Source organism: Corynebacterium sp. MSK071 (genome assembly GCF_030232125.1).
Classification (GTDB): domain Bacteria; phylum Actinomycetota; class Actinomycetes; order Mycobacteriales; family Mycobacteriaceae; genus Corynebacterium; species Corynebacterium kefirresidentii.
Map to the genome: position 1 here is coordinate 13346 of NZ_JASPJA010000007.1, position 23920 is coordinate 37265.

A 23920-nucleotide genomic window follows, 5' to 3' on the forward strand; every position below is an offset into this window, starting at 1 on the left:
ATCGAAGGCACTTTTCTTGCCCACGAAGCAACTTGGTCAGTGTACTAAATAGATGGCCTGGTTTCCCAAAAATCCACCTGTAGTTCTGAAATGCAGCCCCTTTCGTGGCGCAGGACACACCAGGTTCGTTAAATTGGGCCTATGACTACAGGAAAAATGAAGGCAATTGTCCAGACCGATCCTCAGGAGCGCCGGTCCCTAGAGCTCCACGAGGTCGAGGTTCCCCAGCTCCAGCCGGGCGAGGTGCTCGTCAAGGTGCAGGCAGCAGGCGTTAACCGCGGCGATATCCTGCAAACGATGGGAGCTTATCCGCCGCCACCGGGGGCGTCAGAAATCCTGGGCTTGGAAGCAGCGGGCATCATCACGGACGCCGGGGATACCGACTGGGAGGTGGGCACCGAAGTGGGCTGTTTGCTCGCTGGTGGTGGCTACGCCGAATACGTTGCGGTCCCACAGGGCCAGCTACTTCCTCTACCCCAGGGGTATAGCGTTGAGGAAACCGCGGCGGTAGTCGAGGTTGGATGCACCGTGTGGTCCAACCTAGGCATTGAGGCGGGGCTGTGCGAAGGCCAGCGTGTACTCATCCATGGCGGAGGAGGCGGCATTGGCACTTTCGCCATTCAGGTGGCTAAGGCGCTGGGGGCAGAAGTGGCGGTCACGGCCGGTTCCCAGGAGAAGTTGGAGCGTTGCCGCGAGCTGGGCGCCGACATTCTCATCAACTACAAGGAGCAGGACTTCTTAGATGAGTTAAAGGGAAGCTGCGATGTCATTTTGGATATCATCGGCGCAAAATACCTTGAAAAGAATATGAAGTGCCTAGCTAAGGACGGCAAGCTCATCATTATTGGCATGCAGGGCGGCACCAAAGCAGAAATTAATTTGGGAGCCATGCTGCCCAAGCGCCTGACCATCCAGGGGACGACGCTGCGGGCCCGCGATCTAGAAGACAAAGCGCAGATTGTGGCGGGCACAGTAGAAAATGTCTGGCCCATGTTGGAGGATGGCCGGGTAAAGCATGCGTTGCACGCCACTTACCCGCTTGCCGACGCCGCCCAGGCCCACGCCGCCCTAGACAGCGGCGAGGTCACCGGCACTTTGGTGCTTAGCGTTTAGGCCAAGGAAGCTACGACGCGGGTGAGGTGTTCGACGTCGTGATAAGTGTTGAAGGGGCCAAGCGCAACGGTAACGGCGCCGCCGATTTCCTCCACGCCCATCTCCGTTAGCAACGGGGTCTGCGGGGCAAGCGTGGTGACCAGCCCATTATCAAAGAGACGCTTGTACACGGTCTCCGCCGGAACACCCTTCACAGCAAAGGTAAGGCGCGGCAGGCGATCATCGGATGCGCCTGCGGCCGCCTCTCCCGTCACTCCGAGGATGTGTACGGCAGGCAAGGTGCTCAAGAAGGAATAAAGGTCCCCGCGCAGGTCCTCGAGGTAGGCGCTAAGCGCATCCATAGAGGTGCGCAGGCGCTTGCGGCGGGAGCCATTCTCCCCACCGGTGAGGGCGGCAAGATGGTCCACGAGTGGTCCGACACCGCCGGCCAGGCCAGAGGAAATTGGCGTTTCCAGCTTGCGAGCGCCCTTGCTGGCATGCACCGGATCGAGGGCATCGAGGCGGCGGAACATACGGGTATCGCGGAATACCAAGGCCGCTAGCTGCGGCCCGCCCAGCAGACCAAGGTCGAGACCCAAGATATCGGCACCGAGCTCATCGAAGTTGATGGGGCGGTAGGGGGCGATCGCAGAGACGTCGAGAAGCGTCCAGGCGCGAGAGCGTTCATGCACGGTGTCTATGATCTCAGCCGTCGGGGAGACCGTACCCAAAAGCTCGTGGGCGGCAGAGAAAGCGACGAGTCGCGTGGAGCCGTCGACAAGCTCGGCGAATTGGAAACCCGGCAACTCACCCGTACCTAAGTCCGGCTGGGCCCAGCGGGTTTCTGCTTTAACCTCAGAAAATGCTGAATACAAGGAAGGCGGGTCCAGCTTTGAGAGCACTAGTGAGGAATTGCTGCCGAGCAGCGGGCGCGCCGCATGCGCCAAGGACTGGTAAAGCACCGGCAGGGAGGGACCGAGCACCACGCGGTCTGCTTTGGAACCGGTCAGATCTGCTACGGCCATGCGCGCAGCGGTGTAATTCCCATCTCCTTCCAAGCGCCCCGGCGCAGGTGTGGCAGAGTGGGCGCCGCCCGGCCCTTCCTGGGGCGCCACCGCGGTAGACATACGGAAAGAGCGGGCCACGCCGGAGGCTACTCGCTCAGAAATCTGGGGAACCGCGTGCGCGTTGAGGTAGGTCCAACCATCAGATAGCCCGGTGTATAAACCGCGCACACTGAATACGTCATAGTGCGCCGAAGCTCCTGCTGGCATTTCGGTCCCTTCTTTTTTCGCGCTAGGCATCGCCACTCAGTGGCGGTCGATTCCCTACTGTATACGCGTTTGCCGCAAGTTTCCCAAATCTGGATTTTCGCTGAATATGGCCGTTTTCGCAGGCTAGCGGCGTGTAGTTCCCGTTTGCCCAGCCCGCGCGCTAGGGTGTTGAGCGTGCAAGATAACAATCAACTGCGCGCTGATATCGCCCGCATGACCTCCCAGCCAGATGGCGAGGCCACCCCAGCGTCCCAGTCCGAGACCCTCAAGGCCGCCTTCGCGGACCTTGCGCAGGGTGCACAGCAGCGCGAGCTGTGGTTCAAACTGGGTATTCAAGATATTAAGCAGCGCTACCGCCGCTCTGTCCTGGGCCCGTTTTGGATCACCATCGCCACCGGCGTGATGGCCCTCGCCTTGGGCCTTTTGTACTCCATGCTCTTCCAGATTCCCGTTGCGGAGTTCCTCCCCCACGTCACCGTGGGCCTTATTATGTGGACCTTCATTTCGGGCTGTATCAAGGAAGGCTCCACCGTCTTCATTGATAATGAGGGCTTGATTAAACAGCTTCCCGCCCCTCTTTCGGTGCACGTCTACCGCCTGGTGTGGCGCCAAACATTATTTTTGGGCCATAACCTCATCATCTGGCTGTTGCTTATCCTCATCTTCCCGCGCAGCCTGGGTTGGGAGTTCTTCCTCTTTATCCCAGGCTTGGCGTTGTTGTTGGTCAACGGCGTGTGGGTCACGATGTTCTTTGGCATCATTGCCACCCGTTTCCGTGACGTAGCCCCGCTGCTGGAGGCTTTAACCCAGCTCTTGTTCTACGTCACCCCGATTGTGTGGATGACCAATACCCTGAAGGATCAGGGCGGTGCCGTGGCCGGGCGAGCCCGCATCGCGGAGATCAACCCGCTCTATCACTACCTAGAAATCGTCCGCGCACCCATGATCGGTGAGCCGGTAGCCGCCTACCACTGGTGGATCGTTATCGGCTGCACCGTGCTCGGCCTGCTCATCGCCGGCTTGGTCATGCGCAAGTGGCGCTTCCGCGTCAGCTACTGGGTCTAAGCCCACGCCCTGTACTTGTGGAGATTCCTCGAAAGGATACTGACTGATGGTCTCGATTGATACGTATAACGCGTGCGTGGACTTTCCCATCTTTGATGCCAAATCTCGCTCACTGAAGAAGGCCATGCTCTCTTCTGCCGGTGGTGCCATTGGCAAAAATGCCCAAAACACCGTCGTGGTGGAAGCCCTGAAGGACGTTAACCTGCACCTGCGCGAAGGCGATCGCGTGGGTTTGGTGGGCCATAACGGCGCCGGCAAATCCACCTTGCTGCGCCTCTTGTCTGGGATCTATGAGCCCACCCGCGGTTCTGCCGATGTGCGCGGCCGGGTGGCCCCCGTTTTTGATTTGGGCGTAGGCATGGACCCGGAAGTTTCTGGCTACGACAACATCATTATCCGCGGCCTGTTTTTGGGCCAGTCCATCAAGCAGATGAAAAAGAAGATGGATGAGATTGCGGAGTTTTCTGAGCTCGGCGATTATCTCTCCATGCCGCTGCGCACCTATTCCACCGGTATGCGAGTGCGCTTGGCACTCGGCGTGGTGACCTCCATTGAGCCGGAAATCCTCTTGTTGGATGAGGGCATTGGTGCGGTCGACGCCGCCTTCATGGCCAAGGCACGCGTACGCCTGCAGGAGCTGGTGAAGCGCTCCGGCATCCTGGTCTTTGCCTCCCACTCCAATGACTTTTTGGCCCAGCTATGCAATACCGCCCTGTGGATCGACCACGGTGAGATCCGCTCGGTAGGCGAGGTTTCCGAGGTCGTCGGTGAGTACGAAGGACCTGAGGTGGGCGACTACGTCCGCGACCTGCGCGAGCGCTTTGAAAATGAGGACACCAGCGGCAACTAGCTGAGCATATGCAGCAGCGGGTCCCTCACACCCGTCACGTCCACCTGCACCCCTTCCGGCCGGTGATAGTCCGCAGCGCTTAGGCGCGCGCTGACCACCGGCCGGTTAATTTTTCCTGGGCCCGCAGGCTCTTCCTTTTCCTCGGTGCTAACGCGGTAGCCCAACTTTTCACTCACCCGGGCTGAGGCGCGGTTGGTTTTTATCCAACTGGTGCACAGCGAACCCGCATCGAGGTGCAAGAAGGAAAACGCCGCCATCGCCTGGCGGATAAGCGTGCCATAGCCTTGGCCTTGAAAGCGGTGCAGCACCCATGATGCAGTTTCTATTTCCCGTGCGGCCGCAAAATTTTCTGCCGCCAGGTCCACCACGCCTACTAATTCTTGGGTTTCTACCTGGCGAGCGATGAAATCCAAGGTCCACTTCTGGGGACACAGCTTCGCTCGGTGCTCCCATCGGTGCTGGGCCATGGCGGCGGGGGTATTCGTCTTCTCATCAAAAAGCCAGGGAAATGCATGTTCTGGAATGTCGTCGCCATAGATATCTTCCGCACACACCTGCGCTACCTGTGCGATGTCCTCATCGCGCATGACACGCAGGTCAACCCCGCGGCCCGTATCATCGCAGGCCCGAATGGTCACCGCAAAAGGCGGCCAGAAGTTTTCCATAGGCTTCACAGTATCCGCAAAGCGGCGTCTATATCCACTTTTCGCTCCACCAATGCGGAGTGTTTCTGCGCTGGTCCCCCGCCCCGGTGGCAAGATGGAACCCATGACTGCCACCCTGACTTCTACCGGTTCTACCGCCGCCGTCATTGTTACCCATCAGCGCGCCGAACTGCTGCGGGCATCGCTCGAACAGGTGGTACACCAAACCCACCCCGTGCAGTGGGTGATCGTGGTGGATAACGGTGCGGAAAATGCAGTGCGTGAACTTGTCGAGTCCATGGCGGGCGACCGCGGCGTCTACGTGCCTTCGGAGACCAACCTGGGCGGAGCTGGTGGCTTTGCGCTCGGCTTTCTCACCGCCCTTTCTTTGGGGGCGGATGCCGTGTGGTGTGCCGATGACGATGGCCGCCCTGCCGATCACACGGTCCTTGCGGAGCTGTACCGGGTGGCCGAGGCCAACCGTTTGCATGAGGTCTCGCCGGCAGTATGCAATATCAACGATCCCGACCAGCTCGCCTTCCCCCTGCGCCAAGGCCTAGTGTGGCGCCGGCGAATGGATGAGCTGGAGGGCGATTTCCTGCCTGGCATTGCATCGCTATTTAACGGCGCGCTGATTTCCGCAGCGGCCATGGAAATCATTGGTGTGCCGGACTACCGGCTCTTTATCCGCGGCGATGAGGTGGAATACCACCGCCGGCTGGTCAATTCCGGGCTTTCTTTCGGCACGGCGCTGACCACAAGCTACCTGCACCCAGATGGATCGGATGAGTTTAAGCCCATTTTGGGCGGCAAGATGCACACCCAGTTTCCAGAGGGTGAGTTCAAGCGGTTTTTCACTTACCGCAATCGCGGCTACCTGCTGTGGCAACGCGGCATGCGCAAGCTACTGCCACAGGAATTCGCCCGCTTTGGCTGGTTCTTCCTGATCCAGCGCCACGATCCGGCCGGCTTTCTCGAATGGCTCAAGCTTCACAACCGCGGGCGCAGGGAAGATTTCCGGCGCCCTAGCTAGGCCGAAGCCGAACTGCAGGGGCTGGGTAAAGGGGGCATCGATAAGCGCGGCAGATTACCGCCACCACCGAGAGCTTGACACCCCGCGCGCAGATTGGTCGGGCTCGATTCCGGTGGTGAGGTTATTTTTCTTTAAAAATGAAGGCCCTCTGAATGGCAAAATTGGTCACTGTGGCCACGCCCTGGGCGATGACAAAGGCGATGGTGTCTTTAAGCACGCCTTCTAAGCCAAGGGATAAAAGCGGCTCATTGAGCACCCAGTATAGGAAGTTTTGAACCGCGAAAGTGGAGGCGTACAAGATCCCGACGGTGACGGCCGTACGGCCGGAGACCTTGGCCCCAAAGGTCCACCGCGCATTAGCCAGGTAGGCGGCAATGGTGCCAAAGACCCAACCGATGGCCTTGGCGGCGGAACGGTGCAGTCCCACATACGTCAATAAAAGCGTCAGGCCATAGTCAATGGCGGCGGCACCTACACCCACGGAAATAAATCGCACCAGTTGGGTGTGCAGCGAGGTGGACGAAGGTTTTACTTCTACGGCGTCATCAGCGGAGTTAGTCACGAGTGAGTAGCCTACCCGCGCAAGAGCGCTCGGTACATGTCCAACCGATCCACCGGCGCGGCGGATTCGGCACCATAGGCGCCTATCCCAGCCAATTGCTGCAACGATGCCGCACATAACTCCCGCACTTCAGCCCCGGTCAGCGCCGAGCCATCGTCATTAACCCAGCCGAGCGCATCCATGGTGGTCTCCACGACGGAATCGGTCAGCTCCGCGCCGCCCATGCACGATAGGGCTAGCGCCATGGACCAAAAGGCGTCTTTGCCTTCATGGGTAACCTCGCGCGGCAGGCTGGCGAGCACGCGGGCAGTTTGCGGTGACAATTCGGTACCCCTGCTCAGGTCCATCGCCTGCAGCAGCGGAACAAAGTCATAGAGCTTGGTGCGCTCAATCAAATCACGCACAGGGGACGCTACCGCGGAAAGGACCTCATCGGTGACTTCTTGCCCGGTCAATTCCCGGTTGACGCTGGTTAATTCAAAGGGTGCAAAGAGCGAGCCCGAGCCTCCCACGCATAGCGCTTCCGGGGTGCCATTATCGCGCGGATAAATTTCAGCTACCACCAGCTCGAAGTCCCATAGCCCCCAGGCGAAGTCGATTTGATCGCCTTCGCGCCACAGGAATTCGGAGGCCTGACGTTCCGGATCGATGCGCGGGCCACGCGCCTCGGTGTGTTCATAAAAGTGCCAGGGGGATTCCTCCTCCGGCAGGCCAAAGCAAATGCGCAGCACACGGTGCAACTCGGTGAAGGTCAGGGCATCGCTAAAGCCAATCTGGCGGTGCACCTCGCCATCGGCGCGGATGTTCGCGGCTTGGCAAATGATTGTTAGGGGCTCGCGTTTGAGGGATACCACGCTATTGGCGCGTTTGGCCCGCGCCTGTGCGATATCGGTGACCCCTGCGTTCATGGGCCCCACCATACGCAAGTTTTAGGAAGCTAGTTTTGCAATATCGCGCGCTTCCAGCTCACTAATCAGGAACGTCAGTGCCGCGCCAATGGCGCCCAACAGAGTCCAGGGCCGCTTGGCACCGCGCTTGCGCAGGAACTTTACCATTCGGCGGGAAATTGCAACGTTCATCCAGCCGCCTAGGATGAGCAGCAGTACCACCGCGGCAAAAATGGCCCAGGGTTTGAGGCCCTGATCGGATGCATCCTGCGGTGAGCGCGGCTCATCACCATCCTGTTCCGCGTGCGCGTTGGTATAGGCCACCAGGGCACCAAAACCAAAGAAAGACAAGGTATAGGCAGTAATCAAACCGCCTTTGGATGTGATCCAATCAGGATAAGAGGTCGCGATACCCACGGCAGCGGCTTGGGTAATGCGGCCCGCCAGGGTGTCATCGAGGGCGTAGTTGTCTTGGCGCTGATCTTGCGTCTCGTGGTTGTTGGTCATAGCGACCACTTTAAGCGGCGGTAAGCTAATGCGCATGTACTCGGATAAGACAGAGCACATGACGCCAGCGCAGCAGGCGGCTCAGGATGTGCGTGCGGAAGACGATAAGCGCAACGGCCACTTCGAGGCCACGGAACACACCGATGTGCCGTTGAGTCCTTTCATGACTCGCCTGATGGCAGAGGAATTGCCCATGCTGGATTCCTCCTCGCGCGCTCGTGTCTATGACCTTTTGCGGGAGTACGATGGCCCGACTATTGAATCTCAGGAAGAGCTGCCGGAGGAAATCCGCGCGCTTATGGATCTATAAACGGACACATTCGGGCAGTACAAGCGTCCGTTTTGTTCTGAATATCACTCGCGTCACTCCGTCCACCCTCGTGTGAGCTAGGTAGGCTAGGGAGGCGACACAAATCCGTCGAGCAAAGAGTAAGAGATGGAATTACATACCACTGAAAAGTCCCTGCACGGCTGGGGCCGCACCGCCCCGACGACCGCCCATGTTCTCGCCACCGAAGACGTGGACGTGATCAAGAAGGCCGTGGCCCAGGTGGCAGAAGATAACTCGGATAAGCCCGCCCACCTGCGCCGTGGCGTCATCGCCCGCGGTATGGGCCGCTCCTACGGTGACCCCGCCCAAAATGGCGGCGGCTTGGTCATCGACATGCAAAAGCTCAATAAGATCCATTCCATCGACCCGGAGTCCGCTCTGGTGGACGTCGATGGTGGCGTCACCCTAGACCAGCTGATGAAGGCTGCCCTGCCTTATGGCCTGTGGGTTCCGGTTCTGCCGGGTACCCGCCAGGTCACCATCGGTGGCGCAATCGGCCCGGATATTCACGGCAAGAACCACCACTCCGCCGGCTCCTTTGGTAACCACGTGGTCTCCATGGAGCTGCTCGTGGCCGATGGCCGCGTGCTGCACCTGACCCCGGAAGGCTCCGAGGATGACCCCAGCGGCGACCTCTTCTGGGCCACCGTTGGCGGCATGGGCCTAACCGGCATCATCCTGCGCGCCACCATCCGCATGACCAAGACGGAAACCGCTTATTTCATCGCGGATACGGACCGCACCGATAACTTGGATGAAACCATCGCCTTCCACTCCGATGGTTCCGAGCACAACTACACTTATTCTTCCGCCTGGTTCGATGTCATTTCCCCAGAACCAAAGCTGGGTCGCTCCACCATTTCCCGCGGTTCGCTGGCCACCTTGGCACAGCTGGAAGAGCTAGCCCCGAAGCTGGCTAAGGATCCGTTGAAGTTCAATGCGCCGCAGCTGATGACGGTGCCGGATATCTTCCCGTCCTGGACCATGAATAAGCTTTCCCTCTCCGCTGTGGGCTTGGCATACTACACCATGGGTGCACCGGCCAAGAACCAGGTCAAGAACCTGACGCAGTTCTACCAGCCGTTGGATCTCATCGGCGAGTGGAACCGCGGCTACGGTTCCAAGGGCTTCTTGCAGTACCAGTTCGTGGTACCGACCGAGGCCGTGGAGCCGTTCAAGGAGATCATCCGCGATATGCAACGCTCCGGCCACTACTCGGCCCTCAACGTGTTCAAGCTCTTCGGTGAAGGCAACCGCGCGCCGCTGTCCTATCCAATGCCGGGTTGGAACGTCTGCGTGGACTTCCCCATCCGTCCGGGCCTGGGCAAGTTCCTGGATGACTTGGACCGCCGCGTGATGGAATTCGGCGGCCGCCTCTACTTGGCCAAGGAGTCCCGCACTTCCGCGGAGAACTTCCACAAGATGTACCCGGGCATGGAGGGCTGGCTGAAGACCCGCAATGAGATCGACCCGACCGGCGTCTTCGCCTCCGATATGTCCCGCCGCCTCGAGCTGCACTAATCACTGGAAATAACACCTTTAAGGAGATTTACTGACCATGCTTAATGCAGTAGGCCAAGCACAACACATCCTGCTTCTGGGCGGCACCTCTGAGATCGGCCTCGGCGTCGTCTCCGAATTCCTGCAGCGCGGCCCCGCCAAGGTCACCCTGGCTGCCCGACCGGAGTCCCCGCGCATCGCCCAGGCCAAGGCAGACCTGGAATCTCGTGGCGCTGACGTGGAGGTTTTGGACTTCGACGCCACTGACTTTGACTCCCACCCAGAGGTAATCAATAAAGCCTGGGCACGCGGCGATGTAGACGTGGCCATCGTTGCCTTCGGCACCCTGGGTGACCAGGAGGAGCTGTGGCAAAACCACGACAAGGCCGTCGCCTCCGCGCAGACCAACTACACCGCCCCGGTTTCCGTGGGCGTGCTTCTGGGCGAGAAGTTCAAGCACCAGGGCCACGGCACCATCGTCGCCATGTCCTCCGTGGCTGGCATGCGCGTGCGCCGTTCCAACTTTGTCTACGGTGCTTCCAAGGCAGGCGTGGACGGCTTCTACATCAACCTGGGAGAGGCTCTGCGCGGCACCGGCGCCAACGTGCTGGTTGTCCGCCCAGGCCAGGTTCGCACCAAGATGTCCGCCGAGGCTGGCGACGCCCCGTTGACCGTCAACGTCTCCGATGTTGCCGAAGCCACCGTGAAGGCCGTGCTCGATGGCAAGCAGTCCATCTTCGTGCACCCGCTGTTTGAATACGTTTCTTTGGCATTCAAGTTCATCCCGCAGGCCATTTTCCGCAAGCTGCCGTTCTAAATCACCGCGGTTTCTGCACTGGCGCCTGCCAGCCGCCTCGCCCCCGCTTCTCCTTCTCGCTGCACGCCCGCGGCGGGGAGGGGCGGGGGCGGTGGTGTATAAGGGGGCGTCGGAAAGCAAGTGTTTTCCTGCCCGCGCCAAATCTGGGTTGTGGCGCTTGGGTATGCGAAACTAATGGGCATGACAAGCACAGCTATACCCACCCAGTCAACGCCCGTGAGCGAAAATCCGCGCACCGAGGCCTACCGCGCCGATGCGCTGACTCATCGCGCGACCCTGCTGGGTATTGTGTTGACCGCGCTAGCCAGTGGTGTGGTCACGCTGCTGGGCTGGTTTGCCTTCAAGACGGTATCTCTGCCTTCTTTTAATACCTCCATGGTCACCCGCGCGCTGAGCACGGTGGGCGTGGTGGTCACGCTGGCTCTAGCCGGCGGGCTGTGCGTGTGGTGGCTTTATGACCACTACAAGGATTCCTTTACTCGGCCGCGCTGGCGGGTCTGGCTGACCTACGCGGTCACCTATCTCTCCCCCGCACTGCTGACCTTGGCTGCCGTGGGTCTGCCGCTGTCCGCCTCCCGTTTGTGGCTCGACGGCGTGCAGGTGGATCAGGCTTTCCGCACCCAGTTCCTCACCCGCTCAGTGGATGAGATGGGCTATGCGGATATGAACTACCAGGATATGCCGTCCTTTTACCCCATTGGCTGGTTCTGGCTGGGCGGCCGCTTGGGAGCGCTATTGGGCATTCCGGGATGGGAGGTCTACCAGCCCTGGGCGCTTATCTCCATCGCTGTAGCCGGCTGCATTTTGGTGCCCCTCTGGCAGCGCCTCACCAGCTCCCTACCGGTCGCCACCGCCATCGCCCTAGTCACCACCGCGATTACGCTCACCATCGCGGCCGAGGAGCCCTACTCCGCGGTCATCGCCATGGGCCTGCCCACCGTCGCAGTGCTCAGCGCCCGCGCCTTCCGTGGCTCTTGGCTCTCCACCCTGGGTGTGACACTCTACCTGGGCATTTCCGCCACGTTCTACACGCTTTTCACCGGTGCGGCCGCGCTCACCGTGGTCAGCCTCATCGCGCTCTTTACCGCGCTATATGAGCATACGTGGCGCCCCATCGTGCGCTTGGCGGTAATGGCGGCAGGCTCCATTGCCATTGCGCTCATCGCCTGGGGCCCCTATGTATGGGCGGTCATGCACTCGCCAGTACCGCTGCAGACCACCGCGCAGCACTACTTGCCGGAGGAAGGCACCCAGATTCCGGTGCCATTTTTGTCCTTTAGCATTGTGGGCTTCCTCTGCCTTATGGGACTTATCTACATGGTCATTCGTCTCAATGACCAAGAGGTGCGCGCGCTGGGCATCTCCCTCATTGGCAGCTATCTATGGATCGTTGTGTCTATGGTGGCAACGCTGGCCGGCACCACGCTGCTGAGCTTCCGCCTGGAAATCATCGTGGTACTCCTTTTTGCTACCGCCGGTGTCCTAGCCTTAGCCGAGGTTCGCCTCTTGGGCGTACACCGCCTCTACCCGGCGCGCTTCTCCCATACCACCAATAAGCAAATCACCGCGGTCTTGGGCATTATCCTTGCCCTGGCCGGCGTCTTCTATGCGCAGCAGATTCCGGAGGCCAACGAGGACGCCATCGACCACGCTTATAGCGATACCGATGGCTATGGCGAGCGCGCCGACCGCTTCACTAGCGATTCTGCTCATTACTACCTGGATATCCACAACTTCATCCAGGACCAGGGCTATACGCCGGATGACACGGTGGTGCTTACTGATGAAAAGATCTTCATGTCTTACTACCCTTATTGGGGTTTCAACGCCTTTACCAGCCACTATGCCAATCCACTGGGTGAGTTCAGCACCCGCAATGAGCAGATTGAAACCTGGGCCAACGATTCCTGGGACATGAAGCCGGATGAGTTCCGCAAGGCCCTGGATTCCGCTGCGTGGCGCAGCCCAGATGTCATGATCTTCCGCGGTGATTTAGAAAATAAGGACGATGGTTTCAAGCTACATTTGGCAGAAGATATCTACCCCAATCAGCCGAATATTCGCTATCGCGCGGTCTTCTTCAACGCCGATGTCTTTGACAAGGGCTGGAAGCTAAAGCAGACCGGCCCCTTCGTAACAGCCGTTCGCACCAAGTAAGTTCACCCACACTTCCCGCCCGTGGCAGGGTGTGCCCGCGGGCGGAGAGGGTTATCTGACGTAGACTAATCGCCGTGTCAGATAGCCTCACTACGAATACCACCCAAGCGCGACCTGCTAGCTCCCGCTTCACCGCCGCCCCCGCGGGCCTGCGGTGGACCGCGATCATTGCCGGACTGATTGGTTTCCTGTGTTTTGTAGCCACCCCGCTACTGCCGGTGACCCAAACTCAGTCCTCTTATGACTGGCCGCAGCATGATTCCGTGCAATCCATCAACGCGCCACTCATTTCCGTGGCGCCGGAGGATCTTCAGGCCACTATCCCTATCTCCGCAGTTGATGAGCTGCGTGAGGGACAGTCCATGGTCTACGGCACCGTCCCGCCGGAGTCAAAAAAGGCCTCCAACCGCGGTCTTTTCGTCCGCGCGAATGAGGAGGGCCTTTCCGTTGTCTCCTTGGATGAGGTTCTGCTTACCCTCAACTCCAAAGAGGTAGCCAAGCTCCCTAAGGACGCCAAGATTGAGATTTCCGCTGCGGGCGATGGCACCAGCGTGCGCGTGGGGGATCATGAAAAGACCACCGAGGAGGATCTTCGCCCGCAGGTCACCGGTGTCTATACCGAAATAGACGATAAAGCGGACGTGCAGGCCCTGCTTGACGACGGCCTCAATGTGCACGTCGATATCAACTCCCGCTTCACCTCCTCCCCGACGGTGCTCAAGACCATCGCCATGTGGCTGGGCACCGCCATGGTGGTCGTATCCCTGTTCTGCCTATGGCGCATCGACCGCCTCGATGGCCGCCGCTTTGGCTTCATGCCTAAGACGTGGAAGAAGGTGCGCCCGCTCGATGGCGTGGTGGCCGCCGTCTTGGGATTTTGGTATATCTTCGGCGCCAATACCTCCGATGATGGCTTCATCTTCTCCATGAGCCGCGTCTTCGATCACGCGACCTACATGGCCAACTACTACCGCTGGTACGGCGTGCCAGAGGCGCCCTTCGGCGCCCCCTATTATGACCTGGTTGCCGTTCTCTCCCAGATTTCCACCGCCTCGGTCTTCGTGCGCTTGCCCGGCCTGATTTCTGGGCTCATCATCTGGTTTATCCTCTCCCGCGAGATACTCCCGCGCTTTGGCCAGCTTGTCGACGGCCGCCGGGTCGCTCACTGGACCGCGGCGCTTATGTTCTTGGCCTTCTGGCTGCCCTATAACAACGGCACCCGCCCCGAGCCCATCGTGGCGCTTGGCGTGATGTTTACTTGGGCCTCTTTTGAGCGTGCCATTTCCACCCACCGCCTGCTCCCGGCGGCCGTGGGCACCATCGCCGCAACCATCACCTTGGCCGCCGGCCCCACCGGCCTCTTTGCCGTGGGCGTTTTCCTGGTCAGCCTGCCGCACCTCTTCCGCGCCATGGCCGAGCGCGTACCGTCCATGGGCGGTGGCACCTTGGGCTGGCTCGCGCTCATTGCGCCATTCCTTAGCGCTGGCACCGCCATCATGGTTGCCGCCTTTGGTGACCAGACGCTATCGACCGTGCTGGAGTCCACCCGCGTGCGCTCCGAGGTTGGCCCCTCCCTGCCGTGGTACGCGGAGTACGCGCGCTACTCCACCCTCTTCCAGGAATCGGTGGATGGCTCGCTCACCCGCCGCTTCGCGGTCTTCACCATGCTCTTCTGCCTAGTGCTCATCGTGGCGGCCTTCATCAAAGACCGCCGTGTCGTCGGTGCTGCCGTTGGCCCGACCCAGCGCCTGCTCATTATTGTGGCGCTGTCCATGTTCTTCCTCATGTTCACCCCCACCAAGTGGACCCACCACTTTGGCATCTACGCCGGCGTGGCCGGTGTTATCGCCGCCCTCGGTGCCGTGGTGCTCTCCCAATTCGCACTGCGCTCGCCGCGCGCTCGCACCTTCGCTATCGCCGCGGTGGTCTTCTTATTGGCCATCTCTTTCGCCGGCTGGAACGCTTGGTGGTACGTTTCCTCCTTTGGCATCCCGTGGTGGGACCGTACGGTGCAATTCAAGGCCATCGAGGCCAATAAGGTGCTCCTTGCCATCGCGCTGGTCATCTTCGCCATCGGCATAGTGCAGTCCCTGCGCCATAGCTACCGCAAGTCCCAAGCAGAAGAGGCCGGCACCCTGGCGGAATTTGAGAAAAATGCCGCCGCTAAGGTTTCGCGCTCCGCCGGTATCATGTCCGCGCCCATCGCCTTGGCCTGTGCCATCGTGATAGCGCTATCGTGTGCTTCCTTTGCCAAGGCCACCGTCTCGCAGGCGGATTCCTACTCCGTGGGCAAGGGCAACGTGGCCTCCCTGCGCGGCAATACCTGCGCTCTGGCGGATCAGACCATGGTGGAGACCAACACCAATGATTCCTTCCTGACCCCGGTTGAAGGCGACTTGGGCGATTCCCTGGTGGACCAGGACGAGACCCACAAGGGCTTCGATCCAAACTTCATCCCTGAATCCATCGAGCCGGAAAACCAGAATTCCGCCTCCGTAGGTGCCATCGCGGATGGCTCCAGCGACTCCTCCTCCGATAGCGCGGAGACCGCTACCTCGGGTGCGGATACCGAATCCGGCGGTAACAGCGATTCCGCTGATTCCCAGGAGACAAAGAATAAGCAAGACAAAAAGGACAAGAAGTCCAAGGAAACCACCAATACCTCGGAGGGTGGAGTACGCGGCACTGAGGGTGTCAATGGCTCTACCATGCACCTGCCGTTCAACCTGGATTACACCAAGGTCCCGGTGCTCGGCTCCTATTCCGAGGAGCAAGACTCCACCTCTGAAGTGACCACCAAGTGGTACAACCTGCCAGAGGCCAAGGACAATACTCCCGTGCTCGCCGTATCTGCAGCCGGCAATATCTACCACCACGACGTCAACGGGGTAGAGCAGGAAGGCATGAAGCTTAGCCTCGAGTACGGCACCATCGATGACTCCGGAAAGGTCACCAATACTGGCGAGGAAGAACTCTCCGCCGTCGGTGCCACGCCAAAGTGGCGCAACCTGCGCCTGCCACTGGATAAGTTGCCAAAGGATGCCAACGTGGTGCGCCTGGTAGCAACGGATGACTCCACCGATGAGGATGACTGGCTGGCCTTTACTCCACCGCGCGTCCCAGAGCTAGACACCATCAATAACCAGTTCTCCAAGGACACCCCGGCACTATTGGACTGGGCCGTAGCCCTACAGTTCCCGTGCCAGCGCACCTTTGACCACTTTGCCGGCGTTACCGAAATTCCGCAGTACCGCATCCTGCCGGACTCCTCGGCACAGACCTCGCTGACGGATTTCCAGTCCTTCTCCGGCGGTGGCGCCATGTCCACCGCGGAGGCGGTCAACTACTCCTATGAGATCCCGAGCTACCTCAATAATGACTGGGCCCGCGACTGGGGTGCCATCGAAAAGTACGAACTGCGTACCGATTCACAGGGCAATGCCCCAGTCCCAGCCGAGATTGATTATGAGGACATTACCCGTTCCGGACTGTGGAAAGACTCCGAGATGAAGATTCGCCCCGAGGGCGAGGAGTAACCTCCCCAGCGGCCGCGCCCCGATCCCGCTTCGGGGCGCGCAGGCGCCGCACGATCCAATCACCTACGAAAAAGAGCAATAGCGAAGCGCCAAAGAGCGGCGCGATGATTGAGTAGGCCACCGCCCCCGCCAGCACGGCGGGGGTAATTTTTAGCTCGGGCAGGCTGCGGCGCGGTTTCTTCCACCACATCCACAGGCCCGCAATGCTCACCACGAGCAGGCCGAGGGCGAGTACCGCCAATGCAACCTGGCTATAGATTCCAAAAAGCGTCCCCATGTGCAGCTGGATGAGCCACGAAGTAAGCTGCGCGGCAAGCGGCCAATCGGCGGAATTGATGCGGTCGATGACCTCGCCGTTCGGAGTAACCGCTACGGCGTCGCTGCGTAACTTGAAGGCCGCACGAGCCTCCCGCACGCCCCACGCATCGCCGGGCTTTTCCGGCGGAGTCATTTCCAGCACCCCGGTCAAACCCTGGCTACGGGCGGTCGATTCTGCAGTTTGGGCTCCGGCGAGTTCTGCGGCATCGTGGTTTCCCGTATGCCCAGCGTGCCCCGCGTGCCCCACGTGCTCGGCGTGGTTGGCATGCTCCCCCGCCCCAGTGCTAGCCCCCGCTTCTGCAACGGAGGTGGCCACGGACGGTTCCTTCCAATTAAGTTCCTCCCGCACCTTGCCAATACTTGTGCCCGCTACCAGCGACCATGTCAGGCCAGTAACCGTAAGAAAGAGGAAGCCCGGCAACAACCAGGCACCCACGCGGGCGTGCAGCGCCAGTACCTTAGAGGGCTGCTTCTTATTCCTTTGTTTACGCTTGAGCCACAGGTAGAGACCGAGGATGCTCAGCGCGCCGAGCCACGAGGCCGCAAGTTCGGCATAGAGACGGCCAGGCTCGCCCAACCATAGGGTGCGGTGGCCATTAGAGGCCCACGTACGGAAAGGCAGCGCCCGCGAGCCGCCATATTGTTGTAGTTCGCCAGTGATGTGCAGATCCACCGGGTCTACAAAGACGGCGTGGGTATAGCTGGAATTGGGAGCGGTGGGGTCGTCGAAAAGCACGCGGGTGGTCTCCTGCGGATCTTCGGAAGGCTCGACTCGAACCACGGTCCCATCCGGGTGCTGGCGCTGGGCGGCGGCAATCTGTTCATCAAGGCTGCGCGGGCTGCCTTGCGCGGTGGCTGTCACCTCATCGTGGTAAATCCACGGTTCAAAGGTGGGCGCCAAGGCATAGAGAAACCCGCTTAACGCTGCGACGATGAGAAAGGGCGCAATGATTACGCCGGCGAATTTATGCAGGCGCGATAGCGCGCCATGAGTGGATATGGTCATGCGGAACTAGTCGCGAGTCTATTGAAACTAGTTCCCTTTTAGCATGGAACCGCCAGGGAATTGTTATTTTTCTAGCTCTCCTGCCAGGAACGCGGCCGCATCCCGCACGCGCTGACGGGCAACCGCCGGGGTAGACACGCGGTGGGTGGAAACATAATCGCGCGCCACGGCGCCGGGCACAGAAACACGCGCAGCAATCTCATCCTCGGTCGCGGTCTGGACGAAAATATCCGGGCAGAGCTTAGAAAGGTCCGCCGGAATTGCATAGCCGGCACGGAGGTCCTCAGGCAGATTCGCCAAGGCACCGAAATCGGGGAAGGTGAGCAGGAGGGCGTCGGCAGGCGCAAGCGCCGCCAGAGCCCCGCCGGAGGAATACCCCCAGGTGGTGACGTTGGAAGCACCCTGCTTGCGGGCATAGTCGATGGCGTGATGCACGGCAGTGACCATCTCCGCCACGGTGTGCGCGGGTGCAAGCGGATAGTCCACATCGATGATGGTGGTGCCAGATAGTTGCGCGGCGGCGGCTACCTCAGGGCGCCATTGCATCTCTAGTGCCTGGCCAGCACCGCGCCACCAGCCGCCCGAGTGGAGCGAGACCGCCCAGCGGCCGGTGGACTTTGTGGGCCGAAAAATGGTTCCCATCTCGGATTCTTCCACGCTGATGCCCTCCGTATAGGCGGTGCCCGGCAACGCATGATCCACCGCAGTGCCGAGCACCATCATTGCAGCGTGTGTAATCCGGTCCGGCAAGAGCGCACAATATTGATCCGCCTCAGGAGAGCCGCCCCCAGCCCACGGCGGGCGGAAATCCGGGGTGTCATAGTGGGCATCGATATAGGCAACGAGCTGCTCAAGCTGCTCCTTGTCGTCCATCTGACGGTCCTGGCCGCCGATGTGCCACTCCTGTCCCGGCTCCAGCGGGCGGTGCGGATCCTGGTTAGCATCTGCGTTAGTCATGCCACCGAGCCTACGCGCACCGCCTACCGGCAGAAAGGTCTACCAAATGGTGACGCGATCCTCCGGCGCAATGTACATGGCAGAATCCTCTGCCACGTCAAAGGCCTCGTAGAACTCCGCAATATTGGCCGCAATGAGGTTGCAGCGGAACTCCGCCGGCGAGTGCGGGTCAATGGCTAGGTACTGCGTGGCCATCTCCGGACGGATGGCGGTACGCCATACGCGGGCCCAGGACAGGAAGAAGCGCTGCAGGCCATTGTAGGTGTGCTCAGCCAGCTCTGGCTCGGCACCGTCTACCTCGAACTTTTCCTCCTTGCCCTGCAGGTCGATGCCCTTATCGGCACAGTAGTTCTTAAAAGCCACCACGGCGATACCCAGGCCGCCTAGGTCACCGATATTCTCGCCCAGGGTGAAGCTGCCGTTCACCCCAGTAGATTCGATGCCGGCCTCCTTGAGCACCGTCGGTACCTGGCCATTGAACTGCTCCACCAGCTTGGCGGTGAGCTTTTCAAAGGCGGCACGGTCCTCATCGGACCACCAGGAGTTCAGGTTGCCCTGACCATCAAACTGCGAACCCTGGTCATCAAAGCCGTGGCCAATTTCGTGGCCGATGACAGCACCGATGGCGCCGAAGTTTTCTGCGGCATCGGCCTCCGGGTTATAGAACGGCGGGCGCAGGATGGCGGCCGGGAAGGTGATGTCATTGACCACTGGGTTATAAAAGGCGTTGACCGTTTGCGGGGTAGTCACCCATTCATCGCGATCGGCCGGCTTGCCAATCTTGGCCAGCTCGAAGTCGTGAGAAAAGGCAGAGCCGGCACGCGCATTAGCCAACAGGTCCGCGCCCTTGCCGGAAACCTCGAGGGCGGAGTAATCGCGCCAGGAATCTGGGAAGCCAATCTTGGCCTTGAACTGGGAAAGCTTCTCCAAGGCACGTTCGCGTGTGGTCGGGGTCATCCACTCCAGCTGAGAGATGCGCTCGCGGTAGGCAGCAATGAGGTAGGCCACCAGCTCATCCATCTCGCGCTTGGAGGAGTCCGGGAAGTGCTTATCCACGAATACCTGGCCAATCTCTTCGCCCACGAGGGACTCAGCCAGACCTACCGCGCGCTTCCACCGGTCGCGCTGCTGGGTGGCGCCGGAGAGCTTGGTGCCGTAGAACTCAAAGTTCTTCGCGCCTACTTCCTCCGGCAGCATGGCCGCGCGGGAGCGCAGGATGTGCCAGGTGGCCCACAGCTGCCAATCGGCCATGCGCTCGGAGATAAAAAGGCTCTCGAAGTGCTCGAGGTAGGACGGCATCATATTGACTACGCGGTGCTCCGGCAGGTTGCCGCCGGAGAGCACGGCCCGCGCCATGGCGGGCAGCTCGCCAAACTCACACGGGTTATAGGTCTTGACCGCATCGCGGGTGGAGACCACATCCCAATGGCCAGCGGCAAGTTCCTTTTCCAAACCCACGATGCGCTGGGCGGCTACCTCGGCGCCTAGGCCAAAGAGGCGGGCTGGGTCGAGGAACTCCAGCATCTCTGCCACATGCTTTTCATAGGCGGCCAGCGTTTCGGCGTGGGCTTCCTCGCGGTAATAGGCTTCATCCGGCAGGCCCAGGCCGGATTGAATGACATAGGCAATGGCGTCCTCGGAACCAGAGTCCTTGGATACCCAAAAGGTCACCGGGGAGCCGACACCGGTGCGCTCGAGTTCACCCAGGCGTTGCGCTAATTCCTCTGGGTCGGCCGCGCTCAGGCGGTCCAGATCCGCATCCAATGGAGCCATGCCGGCCGCATTAACCCCTTCGGTATCCATAAAGGAGGCATAGAGCTTGCCCGGTCGGCCGGTGTCCTTTTCCACGATTTCGTGGACGAGTTCTTCAGCTTCGTCGCGCAGCGCGTGAAAGGTGCCGTCCACGCCGCGATCATCGGGAATAACGTGGCTTTCCAGCCAGGGTCCATTGACTAGTTGATAAAGATCTTTCATGCTTGCCACTCTAGGGCAAAGCGACAAGATAAGGTGTGGTCCATGAATTTTTATCGCTTTCCTCCAGCGCATCCGCGGCGCCTTTTCTGCGCCGTCATTGCGTTCGTGGCGGTGGTTCTTGCCCTGCCCATGATCGTGCAGGCGGCGCTGGGGGATTCTTCCGCAGACGTCGAGCAGGTCACCCTAGCCGAGCCCAGCCAGGACTGGGAGATTGACGTTCCCGATCTTTATTGCGAGCGCGACTATGAATCCCTCGCCAGCATCGGCTGGAACTGCGGCGATGTCAGCGTACAAGCCACCCTTACCGAAGATGCCAAAGACGATGCCACCACCTTGCGCCGCATGGTCCGCGCCCTAGCCATGGCGCCCTTGCCGGCCGATGCCCCTACCTTCGACGGCACTAACGGGGCACTCCTGCTTGCCGACGCCCCCTCCTCCACCGCCGCCCTCTCCCTCGACGGCACCGGCGAGGACGAAAACAAGGATTGGGTGGTCACCGTGACCGGCAAGGGTGAGCAGGCCCGCGCCACCGCCTCCCGCATTTGGCATGCCTTCGGCCAAAAGGATCTACCCGCCGATGCCGATTCAGAATTCGCTGATTTCTCCGGGGAGTTGATGTTCTAGATGTCTAAGCTCTTTCGCACCACGCTGTGGATCTTATCCGCCATTGGACTCATCGCCTTCTTTTTCCAGACGCTAAGCACATTTTTGATTTCTCCCCTGATGGGCCTGCTCAGCCTGCTCATCGCCGCCATACTCGTGGCGCTGGTCATCTACCTGCTGCAACGCAGCCCCATGTGGGCCCGCCCGGCGCGCCTATGGGCCACGCTGGCTTTCCTTTGGGGCGGCGGAGTAGCCGTTGCCTTGGCGCTTATCAGCGCTGGGCCGGTCATGCAGCTCGCCATTGGCTCCGGCTGGGTCGACGCCATGATGTCGTGGAGCGGTGCCTATCCGGAAGAAATTTCTAAGGCCACCGGCGTAATCTTCGTGCTCATGTCCTTCCGCCAGCTCAACCGCCCGTGGCACGGCTGGATGGTGGGCGCAGTGGTGGGCCTTGGCTTCGAGGCCTGCGAAAATATCCTCTACGGCGCCATGGGCGCCACCATGCATCCTGATAGCGATATCCAGGGGCTTTTTGAAATGTGGGGCCTGCGCCTTATCGCCGGTCCTGGCCTACACGTATTGCTCACCGCGCTGGCCGGCTGGGGCATCGGCTGGGCACTCTATGCCGCCGCCAAACCCTGGTGGTGGCGCATCGGAGTCTTCCTCGGCGCCCTAGCCGCCTCCTTTACACTGCACTTCTGCTGGAATTACCTGCACGATTCCGAGGTGGCCTCGATCATCCAAGCCGTTGTCGTGGCGCTTATTCTTTACCCGCTGAGCATCTGGCTGGTGCTGCGCGGTAATAAGCTTGCCAAAACCGACGAGAGCTACAGCCACAGCACCGCCGAAGACGCCCTCGCCTTCATCCGTTAAAGCCGCCTGCGCCATCCAACCCCAGCACGCTTTGTAGTTCTGTCGAGCTCTGCAAGTCCTAGTTGCACACACGCATCGGCGTTACCTGCGCCAATGCCTGGTTCGCGCTCGCGCAGGCTTGACGCTCGTAGCTCGCTGCCGTGCGGGTGGCATCGCGAACGGCCTGACGCGCGGGGCCTTGTAGATTCAAATCGCGTTCGATGCGCGCGCCAATAGCTTGGCTAGAACCGCCCGCTGCGGGTAGTGCGCCTGGGTCATTATGTACGGCCCGGGTGACATCTGCGGTATGAGTGCCCGCGTCACCGTAGGTATTGGCGGCTACGGTAAATCCAGGGGCGGTGGATACCGAGGCATGGATGCGGCGATTATCGGACCAGCCAAACTTGGTACCGATAACGCCCGGAATTCGTGAGGTACCAAAATCTTGGCGGTAGCCATCGGCAGCCACAGGGGCGGCGTTAGCCATGCCGGTCATGATGGGTGCGGCAATGGGATCGTGCTGAATACGCGAGGTAAAACGCGCTACATCTTCAGTGGAGGTCGTGGTCGTTCCCCAATACCCGGTGTAGTGCGTTTCGCGCAGTCCAAACTCGTGGATGGTGCTGGGGATGGCTTGCGGGTAGCGGCGATCCAAGTCGGTAGCCACGTTGTCATCGCTGACGCGGATCATGTGCTCCACGCGGGCTTTGTCGGCCGGCGCACCGTATTTTAGGACCCAATAGCCCAAGTAGAGCTTGCTCAAAGACAGTGCGGGGCGAGACTCATGGGCATTAGCGGTGGACACAGTCGCGCCAGAATCATGCTGGACGGTGATCTGGGTGCGCGCGGGCACGGCGTGCGGATCGAGGGTGACAGCCTGGGCGGCAGGGGCGATTGCGAGGGAGAGTGCGGTAACCAGGGAACCTACCGCCAACTTTTTCATCATGAAAATAATATAGTAGCGCCCCCGCAGGTGCTACGCACCAGCTTCTACCAGCAGCACTCCTCCGGCGATCAGAACCACTCCGAGGGATTTTAACCAGGTGAATGGCTCCTTGAAGAGGAGATATGAGGCGACGGCGGTAAGCGCGACGCCAGTGGCAGCCCAGATGCCATAAGCCACGCCCAAGTCCATGCCGGCCTTGAGCACGAGCGCCAAGAAACCATAGGCGCTGACATAACACAGGGCGACAAGCACTACCCAGAAGCGACGGCCGGTCACCGCGGACATGCGCAGGCACAGCGTGCCGGTGACCTCAATGGCGGTAGCGAGGAAAAGCAGAAACCAGATCATTGCGGTGCCACCTCCACCGTGCGGTCTTCATCCTCTTCTGGTTTAGCGCCCATTTCCACGCAGAATACGCCGGCCATAATGAGCGCGATGCCAGCGAGTTTTACTACACCGAGCGGCTCGCCAAAGAGCGCGGCGGAAAGCAGCGCGGTGGAAATGACTCCACCGGATGCCCAGAGGCCGTAGGCCACGCCCACGTTGACGCCTTCTTGCATCACGCGGTGCAGGAGCACGAAGGCAAGAATGAAGCAGAGGGCTGCTACACCGTAGATCCAGAAATGGTCCACGGCGTATTTCAGCGCGATTGTACCCACGACTTCGCTAGCAATCGCGAGAAAAAGGATGAACCAGGCCCTCACTCCATCAACTCCTGTAATTCGCGGGCGTCGATTCCGTGCTCGTGCATTTTAACGCGGCCGCCAGCGTGGGCGATTGCCTCCCGGTCCCAGTAGTCCTCCGCACGGACGGGATCGTGAGAGGTGCCATCGGCGCGGACCACGCGCCACCAGGCAGTCCCGGCACCGTGGCGCTTTAACACGGTACCGACGTTGCGCGCGCCGCAACCGGCCACCTTAGCCACCTCACCATAGGAGGTGACGTTGCCGGGTGGAATCACGGCCACGACCGCCAATACGCGCTTGACCAGTGGCGACTCACTCATCGC

General features: G+C 60.5%; 23 protein-coding genes. 11 read left to right on the forward strand and 12 right to left on the reverse strand.

The window, feature by feature from the left end; all coding sequences use genetic code 11:
- Positions 1–156: 156 nt before the first annotated feature.
- Positions 157–1113: an NAD(P)H-quinone oxidoreductase gene (locus tag QP990_RS07115; RefSeq protein WP_284798891.1), complete on the forward strand. Its 957-nt coding sequence runs from the start codon at positions 157–159 to the stop codon at positions 1111–1113.
- On the opposite strand, the gene QP990_RS07120 is transcribed toward QP990_RS07115, so the two are convergent.
- Entirely contained in the window at positions 1110–2366 is a 1257-nt protein-coding gene (locus tag QP990_RS07120) for an aminotransferase class V-fold PLP-dependent enzyme (protein WP_284798784.1), read from the reverse strand. The two genes, QP990_RS07115 and QP990_RS07120, sit on opposite strands and share 4 nt — an antisense overlap.
- A gap of 213 nt (positions 2367–2579) precedes the next feature.
- Here QP990_RS07120 and QP990_RS07125 point away from each other — a divergent pair, with 213 nt between their 5' ends.
- Both QP990_RS07125 and QP990_RS07130 read left to right on the forward strand, forming a co-directional pair.
- Positions 2580–3431, forward strand: coding sequence for an ABC transporter permease (locus tag QP990_RS07125; protein WP_051138321.1), 852 nt, complete (start codon positions 2580–2582; stop codon positions 3429–3431).
- 46 nt (positions 3432–3477) lie between these two features.
- Positions 3478–4281: an ABC transporter ATP-binding protein gene (locus tag QP990_RS07130; protein WP_023020351.1), complete on the forward strand. Its 804-nt coding sequence runs from the start codon at positions 3478–3480 to the stop codon at positions 4279–4281.
- Here QP990_RS07130 and QP990_RS07135 read toward each other — a convergent pair.
- Positions 4278–4946 (reverse strand): GNAT family N-acetyltransferase, encoded by a 669-nt coding sequence (locus QP990_RS07135; RefSeq protein ID WP_284798785.1) that lies wholly within the window; start codon positions 4944–4946, stop codon positions 4278–4280. The two genes, QP990_RS07130 and QP990_RS07135, sit on opposite strands and share 4 nt — an antisense overlap.
- Before the next feature lie 94 nt (positions 4947–5040).
- Here QP990_RS07135 and QP990_RS07140 point away from each other — a divergent pair, with 94 nt between their 5' ends.
- Entirely contained in the window at positions 5041–5958 is a 918-nt protein-coding gene (locus QP990_RS07140) for a glycosyltransferase (RefSeq protein WP_284798893.1), read from the forward strand.
- A gap of 121 nt (positions 5959–6079) precedes the next feature.
- Here QP990_RS07140 and QP990_RS07145 read toward each other — a convergent pair whose 3' ends face one another.
- Genes QP990_RS07145 through QP990_RS07155 form a run of 3 tightly spaced genes read right to left on the reverse strand, consistent with a single transcriptional unit; the run spans position 6080 to position 7914 of the window.
- Positions 6080–6520 (reverse strand): GtrA family protein, encoded by a 441-nt coding sequence (locus QP990_RS07145; RefSeq protein WP_200288397.1) that lies wholly within the window; start codon positions 6518–6520, stop codon positions 6080–6082.
- An 11-nt stretch (positions 6521–6531) separates the two neighbouring features.
- Complete coding sequence (locus QP990_RS07150; protein WP_200288398.1) at positions 6532–7440, reverse strand: hypothetical protein; 909 nt, start codon at positions 7438–7440, stop codon at positions 6532–6534.
- 9 nt (positions 7441–7449) lie between these two features.
- A complete protein-coding gene (locus tag QP990_RS07155; protein ID WP_200288399.1) occupies positions 7450–7914 on the reverse strand; it encodes a hypothetical protein in 465 nt (154 codons plus the stop codon).
- 34 nt (positions 7915–7948) lie between these two features.
- On the opposite strand from QP990_RS07155, the gene QP990_RS07160 reads away from it, so the two are divergent.
- The 5 genes from QP990_RS07160 to QP990_RS07180 all read left to right on the forward strand — a co-directional run bounded on the left by QP990_RS07160 (position 7949) and on the right by QP990_RS07180 (position 16255).
- On the forward strand, positions 7949–8224 hold the full coding sequence (locus tag QP990_RS07160; RefSeq protein WP_200288400.1) for a hypothetical protein: 276 nt from the start codon (positions 7949–7951) through the stop codon (positions 8222–8224).
- 126 nt (positions 8225–8350) lie between these two features.
- On the forward strand, positions 8351–9766 hold the full coding sequence (locus tag QP990_RS07165; RefSeq protein WP_239279094.1) for an FAD-binding oxidoreductase: 1416 nt from the start codon (positions 8351–8353) through the stop codon (positions 9764–9766).
- A gap of 37 nt (positions 9767–9803) precedes the next feature.
- The gene (locus tag QP990_RS07170; protein ID WP_023020343.1) at positions 9804–10562 is read left to right on the forward strand and encodes a decaprenylphospho-beta-D-erythro-pentofuranosid-2-ulose 2-reductase; all 759 of its coding nucleotides are present in this window, start codon (positions 9804–9806) and stop codon (positions 10560–10562) included.
- Positions 10563–10742: 180 nt separating this feature from the next.
- Positions 10743–12719: a galactan 5-O-arabinofuranosyltransferase gene (locus tag QP990_RS07175; RefSeq protein WP_284798786.1), complete on the forward strand. Its 1977-nt coding sequence runs from the start codon at positions 10743–10745 to the stop codon at positions 12717–12719.
- Between the two features lie 74 nt (positions 12720–12793).
- Entirely contained in the window at positions 12794–16255 is a 3462-nt protein-coding gene (locus tag QP990_RS07180) for an arabinosyltransferase domain-containing protein (protein WP_284798787.1), read from the forward strand.
- Here the strand turns inward: QP990_RS07180 and QP990_RS07185 are convergent.
- From QP990_RS07185 to QP990_RS07195, 3 genes are all read right to left on the reverse strand, one after another.
- Entirely contained in the window at positions 16194–17579 is a 1386-nt protein-coding gene (locus QP990_RS07185; protein WP_284798788.1) for a PepSY domain-containing protein, read from the reverse strand. The genes QP990_RS07180 and QP990_RS07185 overlap by 62 nt on opposite strands.
- Before the next feature lie 63 nt (positions 17580–17642).
- The gene (locus QP990_RS07190) at positions 17643–18536 is read right to left on the reverse strand and encodes an alpha/beta hydrolase (protein WP_284798789.1); all 894 of its coding nucleotides are present in this window, start codon (positions 18534–18536) and stop codon (positions 17643–17645) included.
- 39 nt (positions 18537–18575) lie between these two features.
- A complete protein-coding gene (locus QP990_RS07195; protein ID WP_284798790.1) occupies positions 18576–20510 on the reverse strand; it encodes a M13 family metallopeptidase in 1935 nt (644 codons plus the stop codon).
- A gap of 42 nt (positions 20511–20552) precedes the next feature.
- On the opposite strand from QP990_RS07195, the gene QP990_RS07200 reads away from it, so the two are divergent.
- Positions 20553–21134: a hypothetical protein gene (locus tag QP990_RS07200; protein WP_023020337.1), complete on the forward strand. Its 582-nt coding sequence runs from the start codon at positions 20553–20555 to the stop codon at positions 21132–21134.
- A complete protein-coding gene (locus QP990_RS07205) occupies positions 21135–21986 on the forward strand; it encodes a PrsW family intramembrane metalloprotease (protein WP_023020336.1) in 852 nt (283 codons plus the stop codon). It begins immediately after the preceding gene.
- 58 nt (positions 21987–22044) lie between these two features.
- On the opposite strand, the gene QP990_RS07210 is transcribed toward QP990_RS07205, so the two are convergent.
- The 4 genes from QP990_RS07210 to QP990_RS07225 are packed head-to-tail and all read right to left on the reverse strand — an operon-like array spanning position 22045 to position 23917.
- Positions 22045–22911 (reverse strand): hypothetical protein, encoded by an 867-nt coding sequence (locus tag QP990_RS07210; protein ID WP_239207794.1) that lies wholly within the window; start codon positions 22909–22911, stop codon positions 22045–22047.
- Positions 22912–22941: 30 nt separating this feature from the next.
- Entirely contained in the window at positions 22942–23259 is a 318-nt protein-coding gene (locus tag QP990_RS07215) for a multidrug efflux SMR transporter (protein ID WP_239207793.1), read from the reverse strand.
- The gene (locus tag QP990_RS07220; RefSeq protein ID WP_284798791.1) at positions 23256–23615 is read right to left on the reverse strand and encodes a multidrug efflux SMR transporter; all 360 of its coding nucleotides are present in this window, start codon (positions 23613–23615) and stop codon (positions 23256–23258) included. Before QP990_RS07220 ends, QP990_RS07215 begins: the two co-directional genes overlap by 4 nt.
- A complete protein-coding gene (locus tag QP990_RS07225) occupies positions 23612–23917 on the reverse strand; it encodes an MGMT family protein (protein ID WP_239207791.1) in 306 nt (101 codons plus the stop codon). The genes QP990_RS07220 and QP990_RS07225 overlap by 4 nt, the downstream gene beginning before the upstream one ends.
- Positions 23918–23920 lie beyond the last annotated feature (3 nt).